The 23525-nt window shown below is 54.7% G+C and carries 15 protein-coding genes and 2 tRNA genes; 8 read left to right on the forward strand and 9 right to left on the reverse strand.

What is annotated here, in order from left to right; translation table 11 throughout:
* Nucleotides 1–230: 230 nt before the first annotated feature.
* Nucleotides 231–2204, forward strand: a complete 1974-nt coding sequence (locus F5984_RS24815; RefSeq protein WP_152126852.1) for a pseudouridine synthase — start codon at nucleotides 231–233, stop codon at nucleotides 2202–2204.
* Between the two features lie 113 nt (nucleotides 2205–2317).
* On the opposite strand, the gene uxuA is transcribed toward F5984_RS24815, so the two are convergent.
* The 4 genes from uxuA to F5984_RS24835 form a co-directional block, all read right to left on the reverse strand.
* Entirely contained in the window at nucleotides 2318–3523 is a 1206-nt protein-coding gene (gene uxuA, locus F5984_RS24820; RefSeq protein WP_152126854.1) for a mannonate dehydratase, read from the reverse strand.
* A 160-nt stretch (nucleotides 3524–3683) separates the two neighbouring features.
* A tRNA-Leu gene (locus F5984_RS24825) sits at nucleotides 3684–3769 on the reverse strand.
* 57 nt (nucleotides 3770–3826) lie between these two features.
* Nucleotides 3827–3902: transfer RNA gene (locus F5984_RS24830), tRNA-Gly, on the reverse strand.
* A gap of 211 nt (nucleotides 3903–4113) precedes the next feature.
* The gene (locus F5984_RS24835) at nucleotides 4114–4974 is read right to left on the reverse strand and encodes a UbiA family prenyltransferase (RefSeq protein ID WP_152126856.1); all 861 of its coding nucleotides are present in this window, start codon (nucleotides 4972–4974) and stop codon (nucleotides 4114–4116) included.
* 92 nt (nucleotides 4975–5066) lie between these two features.
* Here F5984_RS24835 and F5984_RS24840 point away from each other — a divergent pair, with 92 nt between their 5' ends.
* Complete coding sequence (locus F5984_RS24840) at nucleotides 5067–6275, forward strand: type III polyketide synthase (RefSeq protein WP_152126858.1); 1209 nt, start codon at nucleotides 5067–5069, stop codon at nucleotides 6273–6275.
* On the opposite strand, the gene F5984_RS24845 is transcribed toward F5984_RS24840, so the two are convergent.
* Nucleotides 6232–6975, reverse strand: a complete 744-nt coding sequence (locus F5984_RS24845) for a glycosyltransferase family 2 protein (RefSeq protein WP_152126860.1) — start codon at nucleotides 6973–6975, stop codon at nucleotides 6232–6234. The genes F5984_RS24840 and F5984_RS24845 overlap by 44 nt on opposite strands.
* Nucleotides 6976–7179: 204 nt before the next feature.
* On the opposite strand from F5984_RS24845, the gene F5984_RS24850 reads away from it, so the two are divergent.
* The 5 genes from F5984_RS24850 to lpdA all read left to right on the forward strand — a co-directional run bounded on the left by F5984_RS24850 (nucleotide 7180) and on the right by lpdA (nucleotide 18926).
* Nucleotides 7180–8259 (forward strand): TerC/Alx family metal homeostasis membrane protein, encoded by a 1080-nt coding sequence (locus F5984_RS24850; RefSeq protein WP_152126862.1) that lies wholly within the window; start codon nucleotides 7180–7182, stop codon nucleotides 8257–8259.
* A gap of 482 nt (nucleotides 8260–8741) precedes the next feature.
* On the forward strand, nucleotides 8742–11759 hold the full coding sequence (locus tag F5984_RS24855; RefSeq protein WP_152126864.1) for a SusC/RagA family TonB-linked outer membrane protein: 3018 nt from the start codon (nucleotides 8742–8744) through the stop codon (nucleotides 11757–11759).
* Between the two features lie 13 nt (nucleotides 11760–11772).
* Nucleotides 11773–13152 carry a RagB/SusD family nutrient uptake outer membrane protein gene (locus F5984_RS24860; RefSeq protein ID WP_152126867.1) on the forward strand — a complete coding sequence of 460 codons (1380 nt, stop codon included), beginning with the start codon at nucleotides 11773–11775 and terminating at the stop codon, nucleotides 13150–13152.
* A 144-nt stretch (nucleotides 13153–13296) separates the two neighbouring features.
* The gene (locus tag F5984_RS24865; protein WP_152126869.1) at nucleotides 13297–17229 is read left to right on the forward strand and encodes an AAA domain-containing protein; all 3933 of its coding nucleotides are present in this window, start codon (nucleotides 13297–13299) and stop codon (nucleotides 17227–17229) included.
* Nucleotides 17230–17528: 299 nt separating this feature from the next.
* Nucleotides 17529–18926, forward strand: a complete 1398-nt coding sequence (lpdA, locus tag F5984_RS24870; protein WP_019988823.1) for a dihydrolipoyl dehydrogenase — start codon at nucleotides 17529–17531, stop codon at nucleotides 18924–18926.
* A gap of 49 nt (nucleotides 18927–18975) precedes the next feature.
* Here lpdA and F5984_RS24875 read toward each other — a convergent pair whose 3' ends face one another.
* Together F5984_RS24875 and F5984_RS24880 are read right to left on the reverse strand one after the other, a co-directional pair.
* A complete protein-coding gene (locus tag F5984_RS24875) occupies nucleotides 18976–19650 on the reverse strand; it encodes a DUF3267 domain-containing protein (protein WP_152126871.1) in 675 nt (224 codons plus the stop codon).
* A 57-nt stretch (nucleotides 19651–19707) separates the two neighbouring features.
* Nucleotides 19708–21108, reverse strand: coding sequence for an APC family permease (locus F5984_RS24880; protein WP_152126873.1), 1401 nt, complete (start codon nucleotides 21106–21108; stop codon nucleotides 19708–19710).
* 221 nt (nucleotides 21109–21329) lie between these two features.
* Here F5984_RS24880 and F5984_RS24885 point away from each other — a divergent pair, with 221 nt between their 5' ends.
* Nucleotides 21330–21929 (forward strand): hypothetical protein, encoded by a 600-nt coding sequence (locus F5984_RS24885; protein WP_152126875.1) that lies wholly within the window; start codon nucleotides 21330–21332, stop codon nucleotides 21927–21929.
* A gap of 101 nt (nucleotides 21930–22030) precedes the next feature.
* Here F5984_RS24885 and F5984_RS24890 read toward each other — a convergent pair whose 3' ends face one another.
* On the reverse strand, nucleotides 22031–23125 hold the full coding sequence (locus F5984_RS24890; RefSeq protein ID WP_152126877.1) for an alkene reductase: 1095 nt from the start codon (nucleotides 23123–23125) through the stop codon (nucleotides 22031–22033).
* A gap of 74 nt (nucleotides 23126–23199) precedes the next feature.
* Nucleotides 23200–23469, reverse strand: coding sequence for an ArsR/SmtB family transcription factor (locus tag F5984_RS24895; protein WP_152126879.1), 270 nt, complete (start codon nucleotides 23467–23469; stop codon nucleotides 23200–23202).
* Between the last annotated feature and the right edge of the window lie 56 nt (nucleotides 23470–23525).

Below are 23525 nucleotides of genomic sequence, written 5' to 3' on the forward strand. Positions count from 1 at the left end.
CGAATACGAACTGAATAGGTACGGTGTTGGACAGACTTTTACTCGAAACCGTTAACGACAGAGAAGGGTTAGGGATTGTTTTCGGTTGAGGCAACGTTATACCAACGGCCAGTGATGAGAGTTCTGAGAAAAGCCGTACCTTTGCGTCCATTTTTGGACAATTTACAATACGCATAGCTGATAATCAGCCAATAGTTTATCTAACACAGCAGGGATTGCTGTATTTTTCCATGAATCAGGATCAGAATTTTAACCAGGATGATCGCCGGGATGGCGAACGTCGCTCTTTTGGTAAAAATACAGACGGCCGTCGGGATGACAACCGTCAACATAAAGGGTTCGAGCGCGGCAGTGCGCGGGGCGAAGGCGACAAACGCCCCCGGTTCGACCGTAACGACCGGCGTGGCGACGCCCGGCGTGACGACGCCCGGCCCGGTGGCTTTAATCGGGATGAACGTGCCGGCAACGACCGATTTGGCGATGCACGTCGGCCATTCAACCGGGACAATGATAGCCGGGATGGCGGCCGCTTTGGCCGTGGTGATGACCGCCGGAACGATAGCCGCCGTAGCGACGGCCGCCGTGACGACGGACCACGTGGAGGTGGATTCAACCGGAACGATGACCGCCGACCGGGTGGGTTCAATCGGGAGTCAGGTTCTGACCGCCCCCGGTTTGAGCGCAACGACCGCCGTAGCGACGGACCCCGTGAAGGCGGCCGCCGTGACGACAGTCGCCGTTTCGATGGACCGCGCGAAGGTGGGTTCAACCGGAACGACAAAGGCTTTGGCAACCGGGACGAGCGTCCTTCATTTGACCGCCCCCGGTTCGACCGTGATGACCGCCGGAACGACGGTCCCCGTGGAGACGGCCGCCGTGGAGACGGACCGCGCGAAGGTGGGTTCAACCGCCGGAACGATAGCAATGACCGGGGTCCGAGCCGTTTCGGTAATGAGCGCCGGTTTAATGACACCCGTGGTGGTGGCGACCGCCGTGAGGGTGGTTTCGACCGGAACAACGAGCGGGGCGAAGGCCGGCCGTTCAACCGCCGGAACGACGACAACCGGGGCGATGGTCGGCGGGGCGAAAGCCGGTTTACCCGCAATGGTGACCGGCCCGAAGGAGGTCGCCGGGATTTCAACAACCGGGGCGAAGGAAATCGTCGTCCGTTTGGCGATCAGCCCTCAGGCGACCGTCGGGGTTCATTCAACCGGCGTGACGACGCCCGGCGTAGCGACGACGCTCAGGATAAATCAAAGCGTTCTGGCCGCGATAATGAGTTTGACAAGCGTTTCACCGACGAGCAGCGCGACGATAGCCGCGAGCGCCGGGTAGGCCGCTACAAAGCCGCCCCCGATTACAAACTCGATAAACCCGGCCTCGGTAAGCCGAGCTTCAGCAAGCCCGGCTTTGATAAGAAATCAGACAAAAAGGGATTCGGCAAGCGCGACGACAAACCCCGCCCTGAACGCGAACCCGACGAGCGTGACCCCTCGGGCCTGATGCGTTTGAACCGATATATTGCCAACGCTGGCGTATGTTCACGTCGGGAAGCCGACGAGCTGATCAGCCGGGGCGACATTACGGTTAACGGTAAAGTCGTGACCGAAATGGGCTATAAGGTGAAAGAAAACGACGTGGTGAAGTACGGCAAAACGGTACTGAACCCGGAGAAAATGGTGTATGTGCTTCTCAATAAGCCGAAAGATTACATCACCACCACCGAAGACCCCGAAGAGCGCCGGACCGTAATGGAACTGGTAGCCGATGTAGGCAACTTCCGCATCTACCCCGTTGGTCGTCTCGACCGCAACACAACCGGTCTGTTGTTACTAACCAACGACGGCGAATTGGCCGACAAGCTGACGCACCCGTCCAACAATATCCGCAAGATTTATCAGGCCGAACTTGATAAGCCCATCACCGAAGAGCATTTTGAAGCTATTCGGGCCGGGGTTGAGCTGGAAGACGGCATGATTAAACCCGACGATTTGGCCCTTGTAACACCCGACGCCCAAGTGGTTGGCATCGAGATTCACAGCGGCCGTAACCGGATTGTCCGCCGGATTTTCGAACACTTCGGCTACGAGGTCATGAAGCTTGACCGGACGGTGTATGCTACGCTGACCAAAAAAGAGCTGCCGCGTGGTAAGTGGCGCTTCCTGGAGCAGAAAGAAGTAATCAAGCTCAAATACCTGAACTAAGAGTTCAGCGATACCATAAAAACCGGGGGTCTCACCGGCGTATTAGTCAAGAACGAAACTTCTTAGCTGATACGCCGGTGAGACCCCCGGTTTCTTTTATAGCAGGCCGGGCCTTACGACTCGCTGCGTTCGATACCCATTTCCAGACCCCGCAACTCAGCCAAACCGCGTAGCCGCCCGATGGCCGTGTAGCCGGGGTTTATTTTTTTGCTGGAGGTCAAGTCATCGAGCATCCGATGACCATGATCGGGCCGGAACGGCATCCGCAAATCTTCCCGACCCTCGTCCTGCCGACGTTTTTGCTCCTTCAGCAACGCCCGCATTACGCCGTACATATCCACATCGCCCGCCAGGTGGTCGGCTTCGTGGAAACTCCGCATCAGCGAGGGGTCTTCGGCATCACGCAGGGTGCTCCGCAGATGCACAAAATGAATCCGTGGCCCCAGCCGCTCTACCATACCAGGCAGGTCGTTATCGGGCCGAACACCATAGCTACCGGTACAAAAACAAATTCCGTTGGCTGGCGAGTCGACCTCACTCAGTAACTGACGGGCATCGGCTTCGGTGCTTACCACGCGGGGAAGACCCAGAATTGGGTACGGAGGATCGTCGGGGTGAATAGACAGACGTACCCCGGCCGACTCGGCTACCGGTGTAATTTCGCGCAGAAACGTGTACAGGTTTTGCCGCAATTCGGCATCGCCCGTGTGCTTGTAGGTGTCGAGTGCCGCCTGAAACTTTTCGAGTGTGTAGCTTTCTTCCGAACCGGGCAAGCCCGCAATAATTGTCCGGGTCAAGCGTTGCACGTCGGCTTCAGAGGCACCATCGAGCCATGCTTTGGCCTCTTGTTTGCGCGCATCATTGTATTCAGCTTCGGCACCGGGCCGTTTCAGGATGTACAGCTCAAATGCAGCAAACTCCGTTGCATCAAAGCGCAGGGCCGTTGAGCCATCCGGCATGGGGTAATCGAGGTTGGTACGCGTCCAGTCGAGTACGGGCATGAAGTTGTAACAAACCGTATCGATTCCGCACTGAGCCAGATTCAGGATCGACTCTTTGTAGTTTTCGATATGTTGGCGGTACTCCCCCGTGCGTGTTTTGATTTCCTCGTGCACCGGAATACTCTCGACAACCGACCACGTAAGCCCGGCATCTTCGATGATCTTTTTCCGCTGCTGAATTTCAGCTACGGGCCATACTTGCCCATTCGGGATATGGTGCAGGGCCGTTACGATTCCGGTGGCACCTGCCTGTCGGACGTGCGCCAGCGATACGGGGTCATTCGGACCGAACCATCGCCAGGTTTGTTCTAATGCCATTCAGACTACTTTTTGGGGTATAAGACGAAGGAGCGGCCGGTTTACCGATGCATACAAAAAAAGGGGTACTTTCCGCCAAGGATGTAGCTTTTTGGCGTGATTGGGGCCCTTTTAACGCCAAAGAGCCGCTACAAGTAGCGGCTCTTTGGCAAATCTCAGGTACCAGGAGCGGGAATCGAACCCGCACGGGCCTTACGGCCCACAGGATTTTAAGTCCGGCGCGTCTACCTATTCCGCCATCCCGGCAATCCACCCAACGAATCGGGTAACTACAAAAAAAGCACCGTGGTCGGTGCCTTTTTCTGGAGCGAAAGACGGGGTTCGAACCCGCGACCTCGACCTTGGCAAGGTCGCGCTCTACCAGCTGAGCTACTTTCGCGTTTGGTGATCCAGCGCCTGTGGTGCTGAATTGTGGGTACAAAAGTAGAGCGTTTTCTGACGTTTGTCAAGAGGTAAACCCAAAAAATTCAACAAGAGATTTTTTTAGGTTTGACGATCAATTACTTATATGCCTAAAAAATTGCAGATCAGGGGCAGCCTTGTGGCTCATGATAACGGATTACCCAGGGGCAACTTACCCGAACCGCCAATCAGGATTCTAAAAACAGCAACGTCAGAAAAAAACCGTTGAGCCCTATACCCGCCAAAACGGTCATCCGCATGGCCGAGCGGAAGTCGGCCCGCGCCTTGTCGTGCCGAACCTGCCCATACCAGGCCACAAAGAAGATCATGGCGGGCAGAATACAGGCCAGCAGAATGTAAAACGGCGAACGCCCTCCGAAATAAACGTAAAAACCGGCCAGCGAGCAGGCAAACACCAGCAGCGCACAGACAAACGTACCTTCAACACCCAGCAGGCGGCTCAGAGTAAGGTCGCCCCGGCGGGCGTCTTCGGCGTGTTGGTACACCTGCGTGAGAGGGTACATCGCCATTACGTTGAGCGTACACAGGCAGGCCGCTAGCAAGGGCTGACGCGTAAGCAACTGTTCGAGCGGTACGTTGTTGATAGCCTGTAAAGTCATCAGGTAGGTAAAGCCTCCCTGAAAAAGGCTCACGATGAGCCAGCTCCAGACCGGGTATTTTTTGAGCCGAATCCGATCGTGGCTGTACGCTTTGGAAATGAGCCCATAAATGAGCAAATAGCACACGAAAGGCCAGCCCACCAGCAGGCCCAGCAACAAGGCCAGTGCATCGAGCCCCCAGGCTACCCGGTGCAGGGTTTGGTCTACGGGGGGCGGGTTTTCGAGAATCCCGATACTTTCCTCGTCTTTATCAAAAAAGCTATTGTACGCATTACTCGCCGGGTACAACAAAACGTGCAGAATAAATGCGACCAGTACCGACCGACCCAAATCGGGGTTAACCGACTGACTCAGAGCGAACCAGAAGACGGGCAGCAGAAAAAACGAAAAAGGAACCCGCAGATGAAGCCAAATTTCGCGAAGAGTCATGGTGGAGGCAGATGAATGGGTACACACTATTCCGGGTCATAACAATCCTAAAAAACAGACGGTTACTACACTACAACCTATGCTGATGAACATTGAATAAGAACACACACGAATATAGCGCCTTTATCACGGCGATTGGCACGGCTGTGCCGCAATACGCGGTACCTCAGATGCAAATCGCCCAGTTTATGGCCGACGCGCTTCAATTTGATGAGCGCGACCGCCGACGGCTCACGGCCCTTTACCGTCAGACCCGCATCGAAAAACGGCATTCGGTTTTACCCGATTATAGCCGCGAGAATGGCGATTACACGTTTTATCCCAATACACCGGGGCTCGAACCATTTCCAACGGTTGGGCAACGGATGCTCCTCTACCGGCAGGAAGCAGTCCCGTTGGCCCGGCAAGCCATTGAAACCTGTTTGAGCAAACGGTCTGGTTTCGACAGGCAGTCGATCACGCACCTGATTGTAGTTAGTTGCACAGGCCTGTATGCGCCCGGCCCCGATATTGAACTGATTGAAGCACTGGGCCTGGCTACGACTACGCAACGGCTGGCTATCAATTTTATGGGGTGTTATGGGGCTTTCAATGGCCTGAAAACCGCCGACGCCATGGTACGAGCCGACCCCGACGCTAAGGTACTGGTGGTTTGCGTGGAGTTGTGCACACTCCATTTCCAGAAAAAAACCGAAACGGATCACCTACTCTCCAACGCCCTCTTTGCCGACGGAGCCGCGGCCGTGTTGGTCGAAAGCGAGCCAGTCTCTGAGCATTTGGCGCTACGGCTACGGTCGTTTTACAGCGACCTACTCCCCGAAGGTAAAGCCGAAATGGCCTGGCACGTGAGCGATTTTGGGTTCGAGATGACCCTGACCTCCGAAGTGCCCCGGTATATTCAACAGGGTATAGGCGAGTTGCTATCGCGGTTGCTGCAAAAAAGCGGCCTTACCATTGGCGACATTAACCTGTACGCCATGCACCCCGGCGGCCGCAAGATCCTGGAAGTTATTGAGCAGCAGCTTGGCCTCGAAACTACCGACAACCGATTTGCCTACGAGGTACTCCGTGACTACGGCAACATGTCGTCGGCAACGGTACTTTTCGTGCTGAATGCCGTATGGAAGGGCCTCCAGGCCGGTGATACAGAACCGGCCGTAGCTGCCGACGGGCATATTCTGAGCTGTGCCTTTGGGCCGGGCCTTACGCTGGAGTCGATGATTCTGGACGTAGTAGGCCAACCCGTGACCACATCTCTTACTTCGACAGTACGTTCCAGCGCAGCAATCCCCATCGGCTAAGTCGGTACCGGATTGACACGCCTAATACGCCAAGGCCGTAAATGGTGCTACGCTTGAAGTTGATCGACGAAGCTTCTTCAAAATACTTGGTGGGGCAAGTTACCTCGGCAATTTCGAAGCCCTTGTAGAAGATCTGGGCAATCATCTCATTGTCGAAGATGAAATCGTCGGAGTTATGGGTAAAATCGAGTGCACGCAGCACCTCACCCGAGAACGCCCGGTAACCCGTGTGGTATTCCGATAGCTTCTGGTTCATCAGGATGTTTTGCGCCAGGGTCAGGAATCGGTTTGCAATGTATTTGTACATAGGCATACCGCCTTTCAAGGCACCTTTTCCCAGAATCCGGGAAGCAAACACAACGGGATAGAGGTCGTTGCCGATGATCGAGATCATGGCCGTCAGCAGCAAGGGGGTATACTGATAATCAGGGTGAAGCATCACCACAATATCAGCACCCAACTCCATAGCTTTACGGTAGCAGGTTTTCTGATTTCCCCCGTAGCCCTTATTTTGGTCGTGCCGAATCACATGCCGGATACCCAGGCGCCTGGCTTCCTCAACGGTATTGTCGGGGCTGAAGTCATCCACCAGGATAACATCATCGACAATATCGAACGGAATTTCGCGGTACGTACGCTCCAAGGTAAGGGCTGCCCGGTAGGCAGGCATCACCACTATGACTTTCTTCCCATTAAACATGGCTCAAAACTAAGTAGACCGACGAACTATGCCAATACGTTCTGGAATTAGTTCACCGGGAGGCTTTTCGGGGACTATAGCAATTAAGATGCCATCCCCCTACTGACTCCCATCATTTCTTTGCCCATATTGCAACAGTTTTGCGCTGACCCTAACTTTTTTGTCATTGGCGGGGTTGTCGTTTTAATGATTCTTTGAGAACACATGCTAACAAGTGAAACAACTTTTTTCTTAGGCTTCGCGGCTTTCGTGATGGTCGTAATGGCCCTTGATTTGGGGGTATTTACGAAACAGAAGAGCCACGTGGTACACTTCAAGGAGGCCGCCATCTGGAGCGCCGTTTGGGTATCGCTGTCGATTGCCTTCTACTTTTTTATCAAGAACTACGGCTACCTGGTGCACGGCATCAATGACTTTGCGCGGCTTCAGGAGGTGCGCAATCTGTACGCCGACCATGTGCAACTGATACCGGGCGACTTTGAACAGAGCTTACAGCTTTTTCAGAACAACATGGCTCTGGAATACATCACAGGCTACCTGGTAGAATACTCATTATCAGCCGATAACATCTTTGTATTCATCCTCATTTTTGCGTCATTTGGCGTGCGGGAGCGGTATTACAAGAAGATTCTGGTCTGGGGGATTCTGGGGGCTATCGTACTCCGGTTCGTGTTTATTTTCGTGGGGTCGGCTTTGCTGCAACGCTTTGAGTGGATCATGTTTGTTTTCGGGGCGTTTCTGGTTTATACGGGGGTTCGGCTGTTTTTTGAGAAAGAAGGCGAAGAACAGATCGACACTAAAAACCACCCCGTGGTCAAGCTGGTATCAAAGTACTTCAACGTGTACCGGCGCAATGTAATCGACCACTTTTTTGTCCGGCGCAAAACCGACAATAAGCTGTTTGTGACCCCCCTGTTTATTGTGGTGGTGGTAGTGGCTTTCACCGACCTTGTTTTTGCCGTCGATTCCATCCCGGCCATTTTCTCAATCACTAAAGATCCATACATCGTATTTTTCTCAAACGTGTTTGCGATCATGGGTCTGCGCTCCATGTTCTTCTTCCTGTCGAGCATTATGAGTCAGTTCCGGTTCCTGAAAGTTGGCTTAGCGGTGCTGCTCACCTTTATCGGTGTGAAAATGCTCACCGATCATTATCTGGAAGAGCTCGGTTTTAAACCCGTTTATTCGCTGTACATCATCGTTTCGATTCTGGCCGTGAGTGTGCTGGCGTCGTGGCTCATCCCGGAGAAAAAAGCGGAGAAAGAGCAAGGTATCGAGGTATAAAGGTATCTGGACATGCGTTGAATTGGAAGCGGGCCGATGTGGCCCGCTTTTTTTATGTCTCCCGTCGTGGAGAAGTTTACCAACTTTTCTTACAGGGAAAGTCTGATTAACTTTTCTTCAACACACTTCTGAGCATCGGCATATTTTGTACGCTCCCGAAGATTACATTTTATCAGCCAGATATAATCAAATGCAGTAGGGTTTACCCTTGTAAAAAGCCAATATCCCCAAACGATACTTTCCAAATAGAAACCACTGTCAGTAAGTCACTTACAAGATACAAAGCAATTTTATCCTCTACCCATTCTTTACAAAACGAGGCCAATTAGCTCCGTCAAACGTACCCCGGCACAGGCCATTCCAGTTGTTCAAAACGCAATAGCAAACTTATTTTGTGGTCATTTTACCAAACAATACTCTGCCAGAATTGTTCTCAGGCTAATTTTATATTGTTTTTTGTTTAACCTTTACTACACAGATTTATGCAAAGTATTACCTTTTTGAGGGTAGTAAGGCTGACGTTTTGTGTGAGTATGTGGCTACTCAGTGTGGTCGCTTTCGCGCAGACAAAAATCAGCGGTACCATTAAATCCGAAGACGGCAGCCCTATTGCCGGCGCAAACGTGGTTGTAAAAGGAACCACAATCGGAACAGTTAGCGACGCCAACGGAGCCTACTCAATCACACCGAAACAGTCGAAAGCGACACTCGTATTCTCATCACTGGGCTACCAGTTTAAAGAAGTGCCGGTTGGCAATAGCACCACCATTGATGTGACGCTGACCGAAGATGTTTCGAATCTGGAAGAGGTCGTTGTAACGGGTCTGGCATCGAGCATCAAGCGGTCGAACCTGGCCAACGCCGTCAGCACCATTTCGGCGCGGGAGCTCGTTGGAACCACACAGATTCAGACCGTCGATAATGCATTTTACGGCAAATTGCCAGGCGTAAACATCAACACCAACGGTGGCGCACCCGGTGGAGGGGTTTCTATTCAGCTCCGGGGTATCTCGTCGCTGGTAGGGGCCTCACAGCCGCTGTATATCATTGATGGCGTATATGCAAACAACGCTGTAAACCGGACGGGACGCGGCTCAGTAACGGGGGCGTCGGCGGTAGAAACGCAAGACGATGCAGCCAACCGGATCTCTGACCTCAACCCCAATGACATTGAAAACGTAGAGGTGCTCAAAGGCCCCTCGGCTGCGGCCATCTACGGAACCCGGGCTAATGCGGGGGTAATCATTATTACTACCAAGCGAGGTAGTGCGGGTAAGACGAAAGTGTCCTTCGCGCAAGACTATGGCTTTGCTAACGCACAGCGATTGCTGGGCGTTGATAACTGGACAGAGGCTAAAATCAACACCTTTTTCTCAGCCGCCCGTCGCCCGGCCGAACTGGAGCGATTCCGGGCCGCCAACGGGCAAACCTGGGATTACGAAAAGTACTTCTACGGTAACACGGCACCGCTTTCGAACACCCGACTGGGCATTTCGGGCGGTAATGACAAGACAAAATTCTTTATTTCGGGTGCCTTCGCCGACGAGAAAGGGATTATCCGCCGGACGGGTTTCAAGCGGTATTCATTGCGGGCCAACATTGATCACAAGCTGACCAAAGACATTACGCTATCGGTTGGCTCCAACTACATCAACACCAACACTGACCGGGGCTTTACGGGCAACCAGAACAACTCGGGCGCCAGCATTGGCTACAACATTGTGTATGTACCCAATTATTTCAATCTCTTCCCCGACGCCAGCGGGCGTTATCCCGACAACCCGTACTTCAACGAGAACCCGATTGCCGTTACCGACCGGGGCATCAACAACAGCAACGTCAACCGCTTTATTCAATCGTTTAACCTCACGGCCAACCTGTACAAATCGGAGCGGGCTTTGCTGAAACTGATTGGGCAGGGAGGTTTCGACTACACCCAGAACACCACGCTGGTGTACTTACCCGAAGATTTGCAGTTCCAGCGCGGACAGGGTAACCCCGGCGATGTACTCTGGGGTAAAACGGAAAACGTAAATACCAACTTGCAGGCCGCTCTGGTTCTGAACTGGAACGTAAGCAAAGTAAACCTGACCAGTCAGGTAGGTGCCGTGCGGCTGAACTTCCGCGACGACCGGCTGCTCAACCGGTCGCGGGGTCTGGCTGGTGGTCAGACGAACCTGCGGCAGGGAACGGTTCAGGAGATTTTCGAGCAGCGATTCCAGAACATCACCGATGTAGGGGCTTTTGTTCAACAGGAGGCCAACTGGGACGACAAGGTGATTGCTACGGCCGGTATTCGCTTCGATAAATCAACGCTGATTGGCGATGCCAACCGGTTCTGGGCGTTCCCGAAGGCTTCGTTGGCCGTAAACCTGGCTAACTTTGAGTTCATCCGCTCGTCGAGCCTGGCCAATACCTTCTCACAAATCAAACCACGCATTGCCTACGGCGAAACGGCCGGGGTACCTGGTTTTGGTACCACGTTTACACCACTCAACTCGGCCAACATCGGTGGTTTGCTGGGCTCAGTTGTGACAACGGCTGCCGGTAACGCCAACATTGAACCCGAACGGGCAGGTGAGCTGGAATTTGGTCTGGATCTGGGCCTGTTCAGCAACCGGATTCAACTGGAAGCCACTTATTACGACAAGCAAACCCGCAACAACATTCAGAACCTGCAACTGTCGCCCGCGGTTGGTATCAGCAACATTCCAACCAACCTGGCACAGCTCCAGAACCGGGGGATTGAGCTCTCGCTGGCAGCTGCCCCTGTGCAAAAGGAAAATCTGCGCTGGAACACCCGCCTGATGTGGTGGCGCAACAACCTCCTGCTCACGCGTCTGGGCATTCCGCCCTACAACGCGGGTGCGTTTGGTGTAACTCTGGGCACGTTCCTCTACCAGGAGGGTTTTGCTCCAACAACCATTGTGGGTACGCGCCCCGCCAGCGATGGCAACGATACACCAGCCGCACAGGGCGTGCGGACTGGTGCCTACATTCTGGGCAACAACCAGCCCAAATTCCAGATGTCGTGGCTCAACGAATTTACGCTGTTCAAAAACTTCGACGTGAATATGCTCTGGCACTGGAAACAAGGTGGTGACAACATTAACCTGACCCAGTTCCTGATGGATTCGGGCGGTACAACCCCCGACTGGGCTCAGGACGACGATGGCGATGGCATCCCGAACGGCCGCGACCGCGGAATTGCCCCCAACAACGGTGCCGACCGCTGGGTGCAGGATGCCTCATACGTGCGTTTGCGCGAGGTGGCCGTGTACTATACCGTACCTACCAAAACGCTGGGTAACCTGTTCAACAACAAGGTGTCGCGGGTGCGGATAGGCTTCTCAAGCCAGAATCCCCTCACGTTCACCAAGTACTTTGGTTACGATCCCGAAACCTCAACATTCGGGTTACAGGCGGTAGGATCGGGCGTTGATATTGCCCCCTACCCCACTCAGCGTCGTTTCTTCGGACATTTGGTAGTTGAGTTTTAAGCCCTTATTCGTCATGAAAAAAACTCGTTTATATCTCTCCATGCTGGCCGGGCTGATGCTGCTCAACTCATGCAGTTTCTTTGAGCTGGAAGCCCCCAACGACCCCAACAATCCTTCGCTCGGGAGCGTATCACAAAACGCATCGCGCACGCAGGTACAAAACCTGGTTACGGGTCTCGAATCCCGCCATCGTGACTATGTGTTTAACGTCACGATGCTCTTTGGTACAATGGGCCGCGAATTATGGTACCTGAATGCCTCTGACCCTCGCTGGCAAACCGATTGGCTCGGTATGAACAACCGCACGGCCAATCCCAACATGTTCAACTACCTGCCCACCTATACAAACCCCTACTTCGCAATCCGGCAGGGGCTCACGGTGGTCGATGCCGTTCGGAATACCAACGCTTTTACCGATCAGGAAAAGAACGCGGTATCGGGTTTTGCCAAAACCATTATGGCCTACCAGTACCTGATTGTGGCAATGGGTCAGTACGAAAACGGCATTCGGATGAATATTGCCGATATTCAGAATCCGGGGCCGTTTGTGCCACTCCCGGAAGCCCTCACGCAAATTCGGCAACTGCTCGACGAGGCCAATACCGAACTCACCAACGGAGGTACAGGCAACTTCCCGCTGCGCCTGACGAGTGGCTTCACCGCAAATGGTTTCAACACGATTGCGTCGTTGCGGCAACTGAACCGGGCTATTGCAGCCCGATTGGCCGTATACCGGCAAGACTGGCAGGGCGCACTCGAAGCCGCTAATGCCTCGTTTTACAACGCAACGGGCAACCTGGATGCAGGCCCGGCCCACACCTACGGCGCGCCCCCCGATCAGTTCAACCCTCTGTTTTTTGTCCTGAATGCCAACGTGACTACCATGATGGTGGTACACCCCTCGGTGTTGCGCGACACACTGGCCAACGATGCCCGCGTTCGGGCGAAGTTCTTCCGCCGGACAGCACCGGTATCGGTCACCTCCGACGGCACTCCGCTTTCGGGACAGTATCAGGATCGGCGGTTCCCGGTCAACACCAGCGAGCTGAAGTTTTTCCGCAACGAAGAACTGGTCCTGATTGTGGCCGAAGCCAACGCGCAACTGGGCAACACACAGGCGGCTCTGGCAGCCATCAACCGCATTCGGACGGCGGCTGGCGTGGGGAACTACACCGGAGCTACCACCCGCGAAGCCCTCATCGACGAGATTTTGTTCCAGCGCCGGTACTCGCTCTGGGCCGAGCCCTGGGGCCACCGCTGGGTCGACCTGCGCCGGTATAACCGCCTGAACGCGCAGAATGTCGACGTGACCCTCGACCGGGGCTCTATTTTCCGGCAGTTGGCCAGGCCCCAAGCCGAAATCAACTGGGACGAATACGTACTGACGCGTTAACCCCGGCACCGCTTCCCCAAAAGGCCTGCCCCAAAAGGGTGGGCCTTTTTTATACACGAACAATTCGGGACCAAACAGACGGAGCGCCAACTTGTGACGTTTTCCCAAGAGGTTGTTATTTTGTAAAAACTCCAATCCGCCATCTTGATTCCGAATCGTTCTGTTCTCCGTACCTACCGCCGTCGTTTAACCAACCTCAGCAGCCGCAACCGGTCGTTACTGCTGTCGAGCCTGCCGGCCGATGGATTTCTGGACCTGCACGATACCGACTTTGTGCTCAACAAACCCTCGTTCGGTATTATTCAGCAACTGCTGGCCCGCAAGCCGAGTATTCCGCTCTGCGACGTGCTCGACCCCCGGCATGAGAAAGTAAATCAGATCAGCAAACGGCTGGGGCGCATTGCCCGCACAGCCCGGTTTATTGAGGAAGAGCGCGGCACCGAAGACCTGTACGTGGGCTGGCCGTTTGTGCGCGGCCTTTTTATGGATGGTACGCCCGTACATGCGCCCCTGCTGTTTTTTCCGGTGCAGATTGAGCACAAAGGCGACCAATGGCACCTCGTCCGTCGGGGCGATGAAGCAGGCTTCGTAAACCCAACGTTTATGCTGGCCTACGCCCACTTCAACGCCGTGAAACTGCCGGGAGAGTACGTTGAGAAGGAACTTGACGAGTTCGACAAAGACTCTCTCACGTTTCGGACGCAGCTTTACGAATGGCTCAAAGCTAGTCCGTTGAAAATCAACTTCAACCAGGACCTGTTTGTCGACCTGCTCCGCCCCTTCGACAAGGTTACCCAGAAAACCCTCCACGCCCTCGAAAAAACCGGCGAACTGAAATTGTACCCGGAAGCCGTTCTGGGCATTTTTCCACAAGCCGGCTCGTTTTTGGTGCCCGATTACGATACCCTGTTAAATACCGAGGAAAGCGAAACTCATACACCAGAGGAACCATCTCTAAGCGCCCTCCCCACATCGCTCACTCCCCCCTTAAAAGAACGCTTTCTCCGAACCCCGCTTCCTATGGATGCCTCGCAGGAAGCTGCCGTGCGGGCTGTAAAAAGGGGCGAATCGCTGGTGGTGCAAGGGCCACCGGGCACGGGCAAGTCGCAGTTGATTGCTAACCTTATGGCCGATGCGGCCGCTGAGGGTAAACGGGTCTTGCTGGTTTGCCAGAAACGGGCTGCCCTCGATGTGGTGTTTGAGCGGTTGAAACAGGTAGGGATGGGGCCGTTCATTGCCCTTATCCACGATTTCCAGGACGACCGAAAAGCCCTTTACGCCCAAATTGCCGGGCAGATTGAGGCCATCGACCACTACCGGCAACAAAACCACGGACTTGATGCCGTGTTGATTGAGCGGGATTTTGACCGTGAAAGCCGGCAAATCGACGAATTGCTCGGTGAACTAGAAACCTTCAAAAACGCCTTGTTCGACACGGTGGAGTGTGGCGTTTCGGCTAAAGAAATATACCTGAACACCAACCCCGAAGCGAACACCATTAAGCTGGACGACCTTTATCCACATTTTCAACTGACCAATGTGGATAACTTTGTTCAGCGGTTACGTCACTATACCGATTATCAACAGCGGCTGGGGGCCAACCACCCCTGGCACGACCGGGTATCGTTTGCGTCGTTTTCCACCACCGATCAGTTCGTGCTCGACCGGGCCGTTACGGCTGTGGGTACAGTAGCGCAACAAACCGCATCAGAAGCGGCTACGTTCGGGGTTCAACCGCCCTCGCTCGACGCATGGCGACGCTGGCATGAGTCGGCCTGGGCGCTCGACGCCCTGCTGGCCCTACTAAACGCCCCCAACAGCCGGGCGCTCTGGACGGCCGTTGGGTTTCTGCGCGAGGCCACCGATCATCCGGCGGCTACCGTAGCCGAGGGCGAGCTGCTCCGGCTGGCCAACCGCTGGGAGGAAGCCCTGAGCGCACCGGGACCCTTAATTTTGCCGACAGGACAAACCCGGCTCGACGGGCTGGATGCGCTGCTGAGGTCGGCAGTTGACGCACGGCCGTCGTGGGTGAGCTGGAACTGGTGGCAGCTTACCAACCCCGGCAAAGACCAGCTGCTTCAACTGGCGGGCATGAATGGGGTCACAACCTCGGCCAACGACCTTCGTACGCTGCAAATTCGCTTGCAGAAACGGCAGGAGTTAGACGAACTCGCCCCCTTCACCGAGCCACTGCTGGCCACGCTCCCGCTGGCTTACGAACCCGATACCTTACGGCTTTTGCAGGACGCCCGCGAGGTGGTTTCCCGCATGGCCGATTTACCCGTACTCGCCCAGCTACCCGCCCAACACTGGATTTCGGCGGGTCAGTTTACCCGAACCGTGCGGGCGTTGCTGGCCCAGGCAAACGAGGTAGCCAACGCCCTCGCCGACTGGCAACCACTTCTGACTACCACGCAGATTGAAACACTGTGGTCCAATCCAGCTCATGCCGATGCCCTCCGCCGGGCTCTCCGCTCCGATTTCGATTTACTGATTGAAAACGACCAGCTGTGGGCCGGGCTAAACGAAGTAGAGCAAACCGTAACCGAACGCATTACGGCCCATACCAAGGCCAACTCAACCGACGCGGAGGCTCTGTTTATGAATAGTCTCCAACTGGCCTGGCTAAACCACCTGGAACAGAAACACCCGAGCTTACGGTCGGTATCGTCATTGCGAATGAGCCAGCAGGAACAGGCTCTGCAAGCCAGTATCGAACAAAAACAACGCCTAAGCCGCGATATTCTCCTGATGCAGCTACGTCAGCAAACGTACCGCAACCTGACCTTCAACCGGCTCAACAACGTGACCACGTACCGCGATCTGCTGCATCAGACCACCAAAAAACGGAACGTGTGGCCGGTACGTCGGCTCATGAGTGAGTTTGCCGACGAGGTATTCCGGTTGGTGCCCTGCTGGATGGCCTCGCCGGAGTCGGTTTCGGCTATTTTTCCGCTTCAGGAGGGTTTGTTCGACTTGGTCATTTTCGATGAAGCCTCCCAATGCTTTGCCGAAAACGGCGTGCCCGCCATGATTCGGGGCAAACAGGTGGTCGTAACTGGCGACAATCAGCAGTTACGGCCCAGCGACTTGTACCGCACCCGTATGGCCGATGAAATGGACAGCGACGAAACCGACCAAACCGCGCTGGAGGTGGAGTCGCTGCTCGAATTGGCGGCTCAGTCGCTCCAGCAGGTATCGCTGACGGGCCACTACCGGAGTCGTTCGCTTGACCTGATCCAATTCTCGAACGAGCATTTTTACGGCAACAAACTGACCCTACTCCCCGACCGGCAAACCCTCAACCAACAAATACCGGCCATTCGGTATGTGCTGGTTGCCGGGCAGTGGCAACAAAACACGAACCCGGTAGAGGCCGATGCCGTGGTGCAGCACGTGCGCACACTGGCCACACAGCAGCCGGGCAAATCGGTGGGAGTGGTCACGTTCAACTACCCGCAGCAGCAACTCATTCAGGACAGACTCGAAGGAGCCAACTTACCGGTGGCCTTCGTCAAGAACATCGAAAACGTACAGGGCGACGAGTGCGATGTCATTATTTTCTCGGTAGGCTATGCCCCCGACGAGCGGGGGCGGCTGGCCATGCAGTTTGGCAGTTTGAATCAGGCAGGCGGGGCCAACCGGCTTAATGTGGCCGTCACCCGCGCCCGCGAGCAGGTGTACGTCATCACGAGCCTGCGCCCCGAGCAATTGTCTGTCGAGACGGTTGCAAACGATGGGCCGCGTTTGCTCAAAGCCTACTTACACTACGCCCAACGGGTATCGGCGGGTGAGTTTCGGCCGCAACCCCGCCCGGTTGAGGGACTACGCCCTCGGGGATTGCTCAAAAGTCAGCTATCGCGCCGACACCCCAACTGGCAACCTGAACTTCCGGTAGCCGACCTGACCGTTCGGGAGGGCGATACGTACGCGGCCCTGATTCTGACCGACGATGACCAGTACTACCGCCAAACCGTGAAGGAGGCTCACGCGTTGCTACCCTTTGCCCTACGCGACAAACAATGGCCCTACGAACGACATTGGAGCCGCGAATTCTGGAAAAACAACGCAGGTTGACCGGTTTTTTACCACCGGCCCCGGCCGCCCAGCCCTGCCCCCTCCTGAAATACGGGAGGGAGAGCCGAAACGTCCAACCTGACGGATACAAGGGAGTGCTGACAGCTTTTCGGTCCCGCCCGGTGAGCGTTGACCAAACAAACATATACGTTTCGCATCCCCAATCCGTCTACCGGAAACCCTTCACCCGGCAGGCCGCTTGCATCGGGTTGAGTATGCCCGCAATCAACTTTTCAAACTACCTTTGCGTTGTCAAAAAAGGAGTTCAAGGTTCTCCATTACACTTTCCCCATTAAGAAATGGCTTCACAGTACGATGTAATTGTGGTAGGTAGCGGGCCGGGCGGTTATGTAGCCGCCATCCGGGCGTCGCAATTGGGCATGAAAACTGCGGTAATCGAGCGCGAAAGTCTGGGCGGAATCTGTCTCAACTGGGGCTGTATTCCCACCAAAGCATTGCTCAAAAGTGCTCAGGTTTTTGAATACATCAAGCATTCGGCCGACTACGGGATCAAAGTAGCCGATGCCAGCGCCGATTTCGGGGCCGTTATCAAGCGGAGCCGGGGCGTAGCCGAATCCATGAGCAAAGGGGTGCAGTTTTTGATGAAGAAAAACAAAATCGACGTCATCAACGGCACCGGCAAAGTGGTTCCGGGCAAGAAAGTAAGCGTAACCGACAAAGACGGTAAAACAACCGAATACGAAGCCAAACATATTATTGTGGCTACCGGTGGCCGGGCACGGGCCCTGCCAACTGTTCCTATCGACGGGCAGAAGGTCATTGAATACCGCAAGGCCATGACCCTCGAAAAACGGCCTGATTCGATGCTCATTATCGGGTCGGGAGCTATCGGCGTCGAGTTCGCGTATGTGTATGCCAGCATGGGTACCAAGGTGACCATCGTAGAGTTTATGCCGAACATTGTGCCGGTCGAAGACGAAGACGTCTCGAAAGAACTCGCCAAACAATACAAAAAACTCGGCGTTGAGATTTACACCAACTCCGAAGTGTTGAAAGTGGATACGAGCGGAGCCGGTTGCAGCGTGCTGGTGAAAACCCCACAGGGCGAGAAAACCTTCCAGACCGACATTGTACTGTCGGCGGCAGGGGTGGTAGCCAACATCGAGAACATCGGTCTCGAAGAAACGGGCATCAAAACAGACCGGGGCAAAATTGTTACTGACGACTACTACCGGACCAACGTAGAAGGTTACTACGCCATCGGCGACTGTACCAAGGGGCAAGCCCTGGCGCACGTAGCCTCGGCCGAAGCCATCATCTGCGTGGAGAAAATTGCCGGGTTGCCCCATGTGGAGCCGCTCAACTACAACAACATTCCGGGCTGTACGTACTGCGTACCCGAGATTGCGTCGGTAGGCTATACCGAAAAGGCGGCCCGCGAAGCCGGTTACGAGATTAAAGTGGGTAAATTCCCCTTCTCAGCGTCGGGTAAGGCAAAAGCGTCGGGGGCTCCCGAAGGTTTCGTGAAGGTAATCTTCGATGCGAAATACGGCGAATGGCTCGGCGCCCACCTGATCGGCAACAACGTAACGGAGATGATTGCTGAGGTGGTAGCCGCCCGCAAACTCGAAACCACTGGTCACGAGATTCTGAAGGCAGTTCACCCCCACCCGACCATGTCGGAAGCCATCAAAGACGCAACTGAAGCCGCCTACGACGAAGCAATTCACTTGTAGTCAATTCGTTTGTGCATAAAAAAAGGCTGGCCGGGTGGCCAGCCTTTTTTTATGCTGCCTTTTCGAGGAAAAAATATGAGCGTTGTTCGTTCTCGATATCGTCGTAGGTGTAAAACCGCGCTCCTTTGTGTTTGGCCTGATACCGAATCAGCACAAAATCGCCGACGCAGGCCGTTGTGTGAATAAACAGGGTCATCCCCCAGAAAAAGCCGTACTGTGGCCAGATAACCCAGCCGACAATAAGCCCCCCTGAGATTACCAGAAAGGGCATAATGGCAATCCAGAACAGCTCCCGGCCATTGTGCACGAAGCGTTGCGCGTAGGCATACACAATCATGCTTTTCCACGACCCACCGAAGCCAACCTTCTGAGCACCGTAATACTTGAAAACAGCGGCATGAATCAGCTCGTGTATGGGCAGCAGCACAAAGAAACCCAGAAACGCCCAGCCAAACTCAGCACCCACCCGCCCAAACGCGTTGGGGAGTCCACCACCGGCCTTGCCCAATTGCCCACCAATCAGATACCCGAAAACACCTCCGCCCACCAGAAACCCGACGAAAAACAGGGTGGTCATTAAGCGATTATTGGGCTTTTGGGTGGATGAGGCTGTCGTTTGAAAGCCCAGTTCCTGCGCCAGAAACTGCCCCATTTCGTCGATGCGAAACGAGTTGATGAGTTCGTAGCGGTCTGAGTGATGCAGTTCGTCAATAGTCGGTTTCATACAGCAGGGGTTATTTTTTCCCTTAAAGTAAGTCCTTCTATCAAAAAACTCAACCGATTAGGGACGAGGGGTGTGGAAGGGCCATTGTTGGCGTACACGCGACGAAACCAGGTAAGCAATTACTCCAAGCCCGATCACGGTCAGGCCGGAGAGCATGAAGGAAAGCCCGGTCGAGACGAAGATAAACGCCCAGACTCCAATAGCCAGCACAATAGGCACAGGGTAAATAGGCATTCGGAACGGAAAAGAAGTCGCCTTTTTGCGCGACCGCAGAATCCATAACCCGACCGCCTGACCGATAAACTGAATAACGATCCGCATGGCCAGAATCGCCGTAATGACGTCGCCCAGCCGAAACAAAAGGCTGAATATAAACGCCAGTCCACCCAGAAACAGCAGCGAGATATACGGAAACTGCCGGGTCGGATGCAACCGGGCGAAGATGGAGAAAAACTGCCCATCGGCCGCAGCGGCATAGGGCACGCGCGAATAGCCCAGCAGTACCGCAAACAGCGACGAAAACGCTACCACCAGTACCATGCCCGTAGCTATCTGAGCCGCCTTCACCCCATAAATCCGCTCAATTACACTACTGACAATGAATTTGCTCTCCTTGGCCTCTTGCCACGGAATTACGCCCACTACGCTGATATTGAGCAAGAGGTACAAAACGGCAATGCCCGCAATGGAGATAAACATGCTCAAGGGAATATTGCGCCCCGGCTTCCGAATCTCCGACCCTAAGTGGCACACGTTATAATACCCAAGGTAGCAGTAGATGGTCTTTACCGAAGCGGCTCCCAGCCCTGCAGCCCACCAGTCACCATTGGCCGGGCTCGGTTCCAGTGCAGCGGCCAGAGTTTGACCAACCGGAATTTCGGCATGGGTGAGTCCTCCGATAATAATCCAGCTCAGGGTAAGCAACACAGCTCCCCAAAACACCATCCCAATACGGCCGATGTCGTCAATTTTGCGGTAGAGAAGCAAAATCACAAATAGTACCGCCGTACCCGAAACGGCTTTTTGCTGCCACGGATCGAGCGGCACGAGGTACGAGAAGTACTGCGCAAATCCAATGGCCCCCGAGGCTACTACCAGCGGGGCCTGTATGAGTGTTTGCCAGACGTACAGAAACGAAAACAAGCGCCCCCAACGCTGCTCTCCATACGCAATCTTCAAAAAGTTGTAGCTGCCTCCGGCCAACGGGTAAGCCGCCCCCAACTCAGCCCAGATAAAGGCGTCGATAAACGAAACTACCGCGCCCAGCACCCACGCCCAGATAAACTGAGGGCCACCAATGATCTGAATCACAAGGGGTAATACCACAAACGGGCCAATACCCACCATGTCGATCATGTTCAGGGCCGTTCCTTGTAAAAGACCAAGCCGCCGGGGCAAAGCGGTAGGAGTTGAATCAGAAGGGACACCAGGGTGTCCGGGAGCCGTAGAGTTTGCCAAATCAGGAGAGGAAAAAGGGGTCTGAACTACCGGCATTTAGCCGTACTGCTAAGTGAGACAGGCTGTTGATTAGTTCCGACGGGTACAAAGTTGTGGCGAACCAAGCCAGCCCCGGACCAGTGGCACTGTATCAAAACAAAATAACCAACAATTCCTGTAGACTTTAGTTGGTAAATAACAATCCAGTTGGAACAAACGACTCAACAACGAAAAACAAGCTCATGAAACGTTCATTCTTTGCCGCAGCATTGCTCATCGGCCTATCGGTCGGAGCCAGCGCCCAAACCCAAACGCAGAACACCTCCAATGGGGTCTCCACCAAATCGAGCCCCGCAACCGGGTCGGCCGAGGGGCTCAACCGGAAAGGTACCGGAGAGGAAAGCCCCAAAATGAAGTCAGGCGTTAGCCGAAGCGGTAACAGTAACCTCTCGCCTACCGGCCCCACCAACACACACGGGAGCACTTCCGAAGGTACCGGTAGTGTTCGCTCTACAGGCGGAGCCGAAGGAACTGGCACCCGGCAAGCGCGTGGCGGTGTGAAAGGGGCTCAAAATACCCGCAACAACACGGCCAACGACGGCGGTACAACCGGCCCCGGCGCTACCGGCGGCAACAGTCGCAATACTACCCGGACCAACGAAGAGTCGACCTCGGGCTCAACAGGCGGCTCAAAACGGCCTACTTCAGCTGCGAGCGTTCAGAAAGAATCACGCACCAATGACCGGAACGTGGGTACGGGTTACCCGGAGCCAACGGGCGTTGGTAAGCCCGGCACCCCTGCCGGAACGGCCAAAGGCAAAAAAGGCACGTCGAATCAATAAGGTTTCATGTTTTTTTGTTTATGGTTCAACGTGCGTCGGCAACAAACCATGAACAAAAAAAGGCCAGCTGCACCGCGGCTGGCCTTTTTGCAATCAGGTAATTAAGCCTCCGCGACTTCGGCCAGCACGGGATAATCCGTGTAGCCTTTTTCGCCGGGCGTATAAAACGTTGAGAAATCAGGTTGATTGAGGTCAGCACCGGCTTTGAAGCGCTCCACCAGATCGGGGTTGGCGATGAACGGACGGCCAAATGCCACCAGATCAGCGCGGCCGCTTTCGAGGGCTTCTTCGGCTGTCTGAGCGGTGTAGCCACCGCTCAAAATGAGCGTACCCGTGTACAACTGACGAATTTGCGCTACAATCTCGGGCGCTACCGCCGGAGCGCCCATGCTCGCGTGGTCTACCAGGTGCACGTATACCACGTAGTCGTTCAGTTTCTCGGCCAGATAGGTGTAGATCGCATCGTACTCAGGGCTGTACGGCATATCGTTGAACACACCGTAGGGCGACAACCGAATCCCTACTTTTTCTTTTCCGATAGCGGCCGACACGCCTTCGGCTACTTCCAGCGCAAACCGGGCGTAGTTTTCTACACTGCCGCCGTACTCGTCGGTACGGGTGTTGCTGGTAGGCCGCAAAAACTGCTCAATCAGGTAGCCATTGGCGCCGTGCAGCTCCACTCCGTCAAAGCCCGCTTCAATGGCATTCTGAGCGGCCGTTACAAACTCCTGCACCGTGGCTTTCACCTCTTCGGTTGTGAAGGCACGGGGCGTCGGATGATCCAACATACCCTGCTCGTCGGTGTAAATCTGACCCGCAGCGGCAATAGCTGAAGGAGCCAGCACCTGCCCACCTGCGTGCATATTTACCGGATGGCCTACCCGGCCGGTGTGCATCAGCTGGGCAAAAATGCGCCCGCCTTTGGCATGAACCGCTGCGGTAACGGCTTTCCAACCGGCTACCTGCTCCGGCGTGTACAGACCCGGTACCCGAGCGTAGCCATTACCATTGGGCGAGGGAGCCACGCCCTCTGTAATCAACAAACCGGCCGATGCCCGCTGTTCGTAGTACGTGGCCATAATGTCGGTAACGTCGTGACCGGCCGTTGCCCGGTTACGCGTCATGGGTGCCATTACAATAGGATTTGATAAGGTCAGGCCGCCCAATTGAGCGGGTGCGAATAGTTTATTTGCCATGATGATTTAAATCGTGTTATCCAGGAGCACAACCAATCGAATCATTTAAAAGTTTGAATGTATTTGAAAAAATTTTAACCCAGCCCTTTCAAAAAGTCACACAATTGCTGGAGTGCCTGCTTGTTGAGCCGCAGAAATACGTTGCGTCCTTCTTTCTGGGTATCCACCAATCCGCTATCGGTAAGCTGCTTGACGTGGTGCGATACACACGGCTGCGACAAGCCCGTCATCTCCTGCACATCGGAGCTGGTCATGGTTTCTTGCTTAGCCAACTGCATCAGGATCGCCAGCCGGTATTTATCGGCAATGGCCCCCGTCACTTTCTCCACGTTTTTTGGTTCCATAGCGGTAGGTTGTTCGTCCAAAACGATAGAGGGCGGTCTTTAATTCACTAACTCAA

Source organism: Rudanella paleaurantiibacter, assembly GCF_009184635.1.
In the GTDB taxonomy this organism is placed as follows: Bacteria; Bacteroidota; Bacteroidia; order Cytophagales; family Spirosomataceae; genus Rudanella; species Rudanella paleaurantiibacter.

Excerpts from the sequence above, each read along its gene's own strand:
- F5984_RS24815 (WP_152126852.1), top strand. The coding sequence starts at position 231 with ATGAATCAGGATCAGAATTTTAACCAGGATGATCGCCGGGATGGCGAA.
- uxuA (WP_152126854.1), bottom strand. The coding sequence starts at position 3,523 with ATGGCATTAGAACAAACCTGGCGATGGTTCGGTCCGAATGACCCCGTA.
- F5984_RS24835 (WP_152126856.1), bottom strand. The coding sequence starts at position 4,974 with ATGACTCTTCGCGAAATTTGGCTTCATCTGCGGGTTCCTTTTTCGTTT.
- F5984_RS24845 (WP_152126860.1), bottom strand. The coding sequence starts at position 6,975 with ATGTTTAATGGGAAGAAAGTCATAGTGGTGATGCCTGCCTACCGGGCA.
- F5984_RS24850 (WP_152126862.1), top strand. The coding sequence starts at position 7,180 with ATGCTAACAAGTGAAACAACTTTTTTCTTAGGCTTCGCGGCTTTCGTG.
- F5984_RS24855 (WP_152126864.1), top strand. The coding sequence starts at position 8,742 with ATGCAAAGTATTACCTTTTTGAGGGTAGTAAGGCTGACGTTTTGTGTG.
- F5984_RS24860 (WP_152126867.1), top strand. The coding sequence starts at position 11,773 with ATGAAAAAAACTCGTTTATATCTCTCCATGCTGGCCGGGCTGATGCTG.
- lpdA (WP_019988823.1), top strand. The coding sequence starts at position 17,529 with ATGGCTTCACAGTACGATGTAATTGTGGTAGGTAGCGGGCCGGGCGGT.
- F5984_RS24875 (WP_152126871.1), bottom strand. The coding sequence starts at position 19,650 with ATGAAACCGACTATTGACGAACTGCATCACTCAGACCGCTACGAACTC.
- F5984_RS24885 (WP_152126875.1), top strand. The coding sequence starts at position 21,330 with ATGAAACGTTCATTCTTTGCCGCAGCATTGCTCATCGGCCTATCGGTC.
- F5984_RS24890 (WP_152126877.1), bottom strand. The coding sequence starts at position 23,125 with ATGGCAAATAAACTATTCGCACCCGCTCAATTGGGCGGCCTGACCTTA.
- F5984_RS24895 (WP_152126879.1), bottom strand. The coding sequence starts at position 23,469 with ATGGAACCAAAAAACGTGGAGAAAGTGACGGGGGCCATTGCCGATAAA.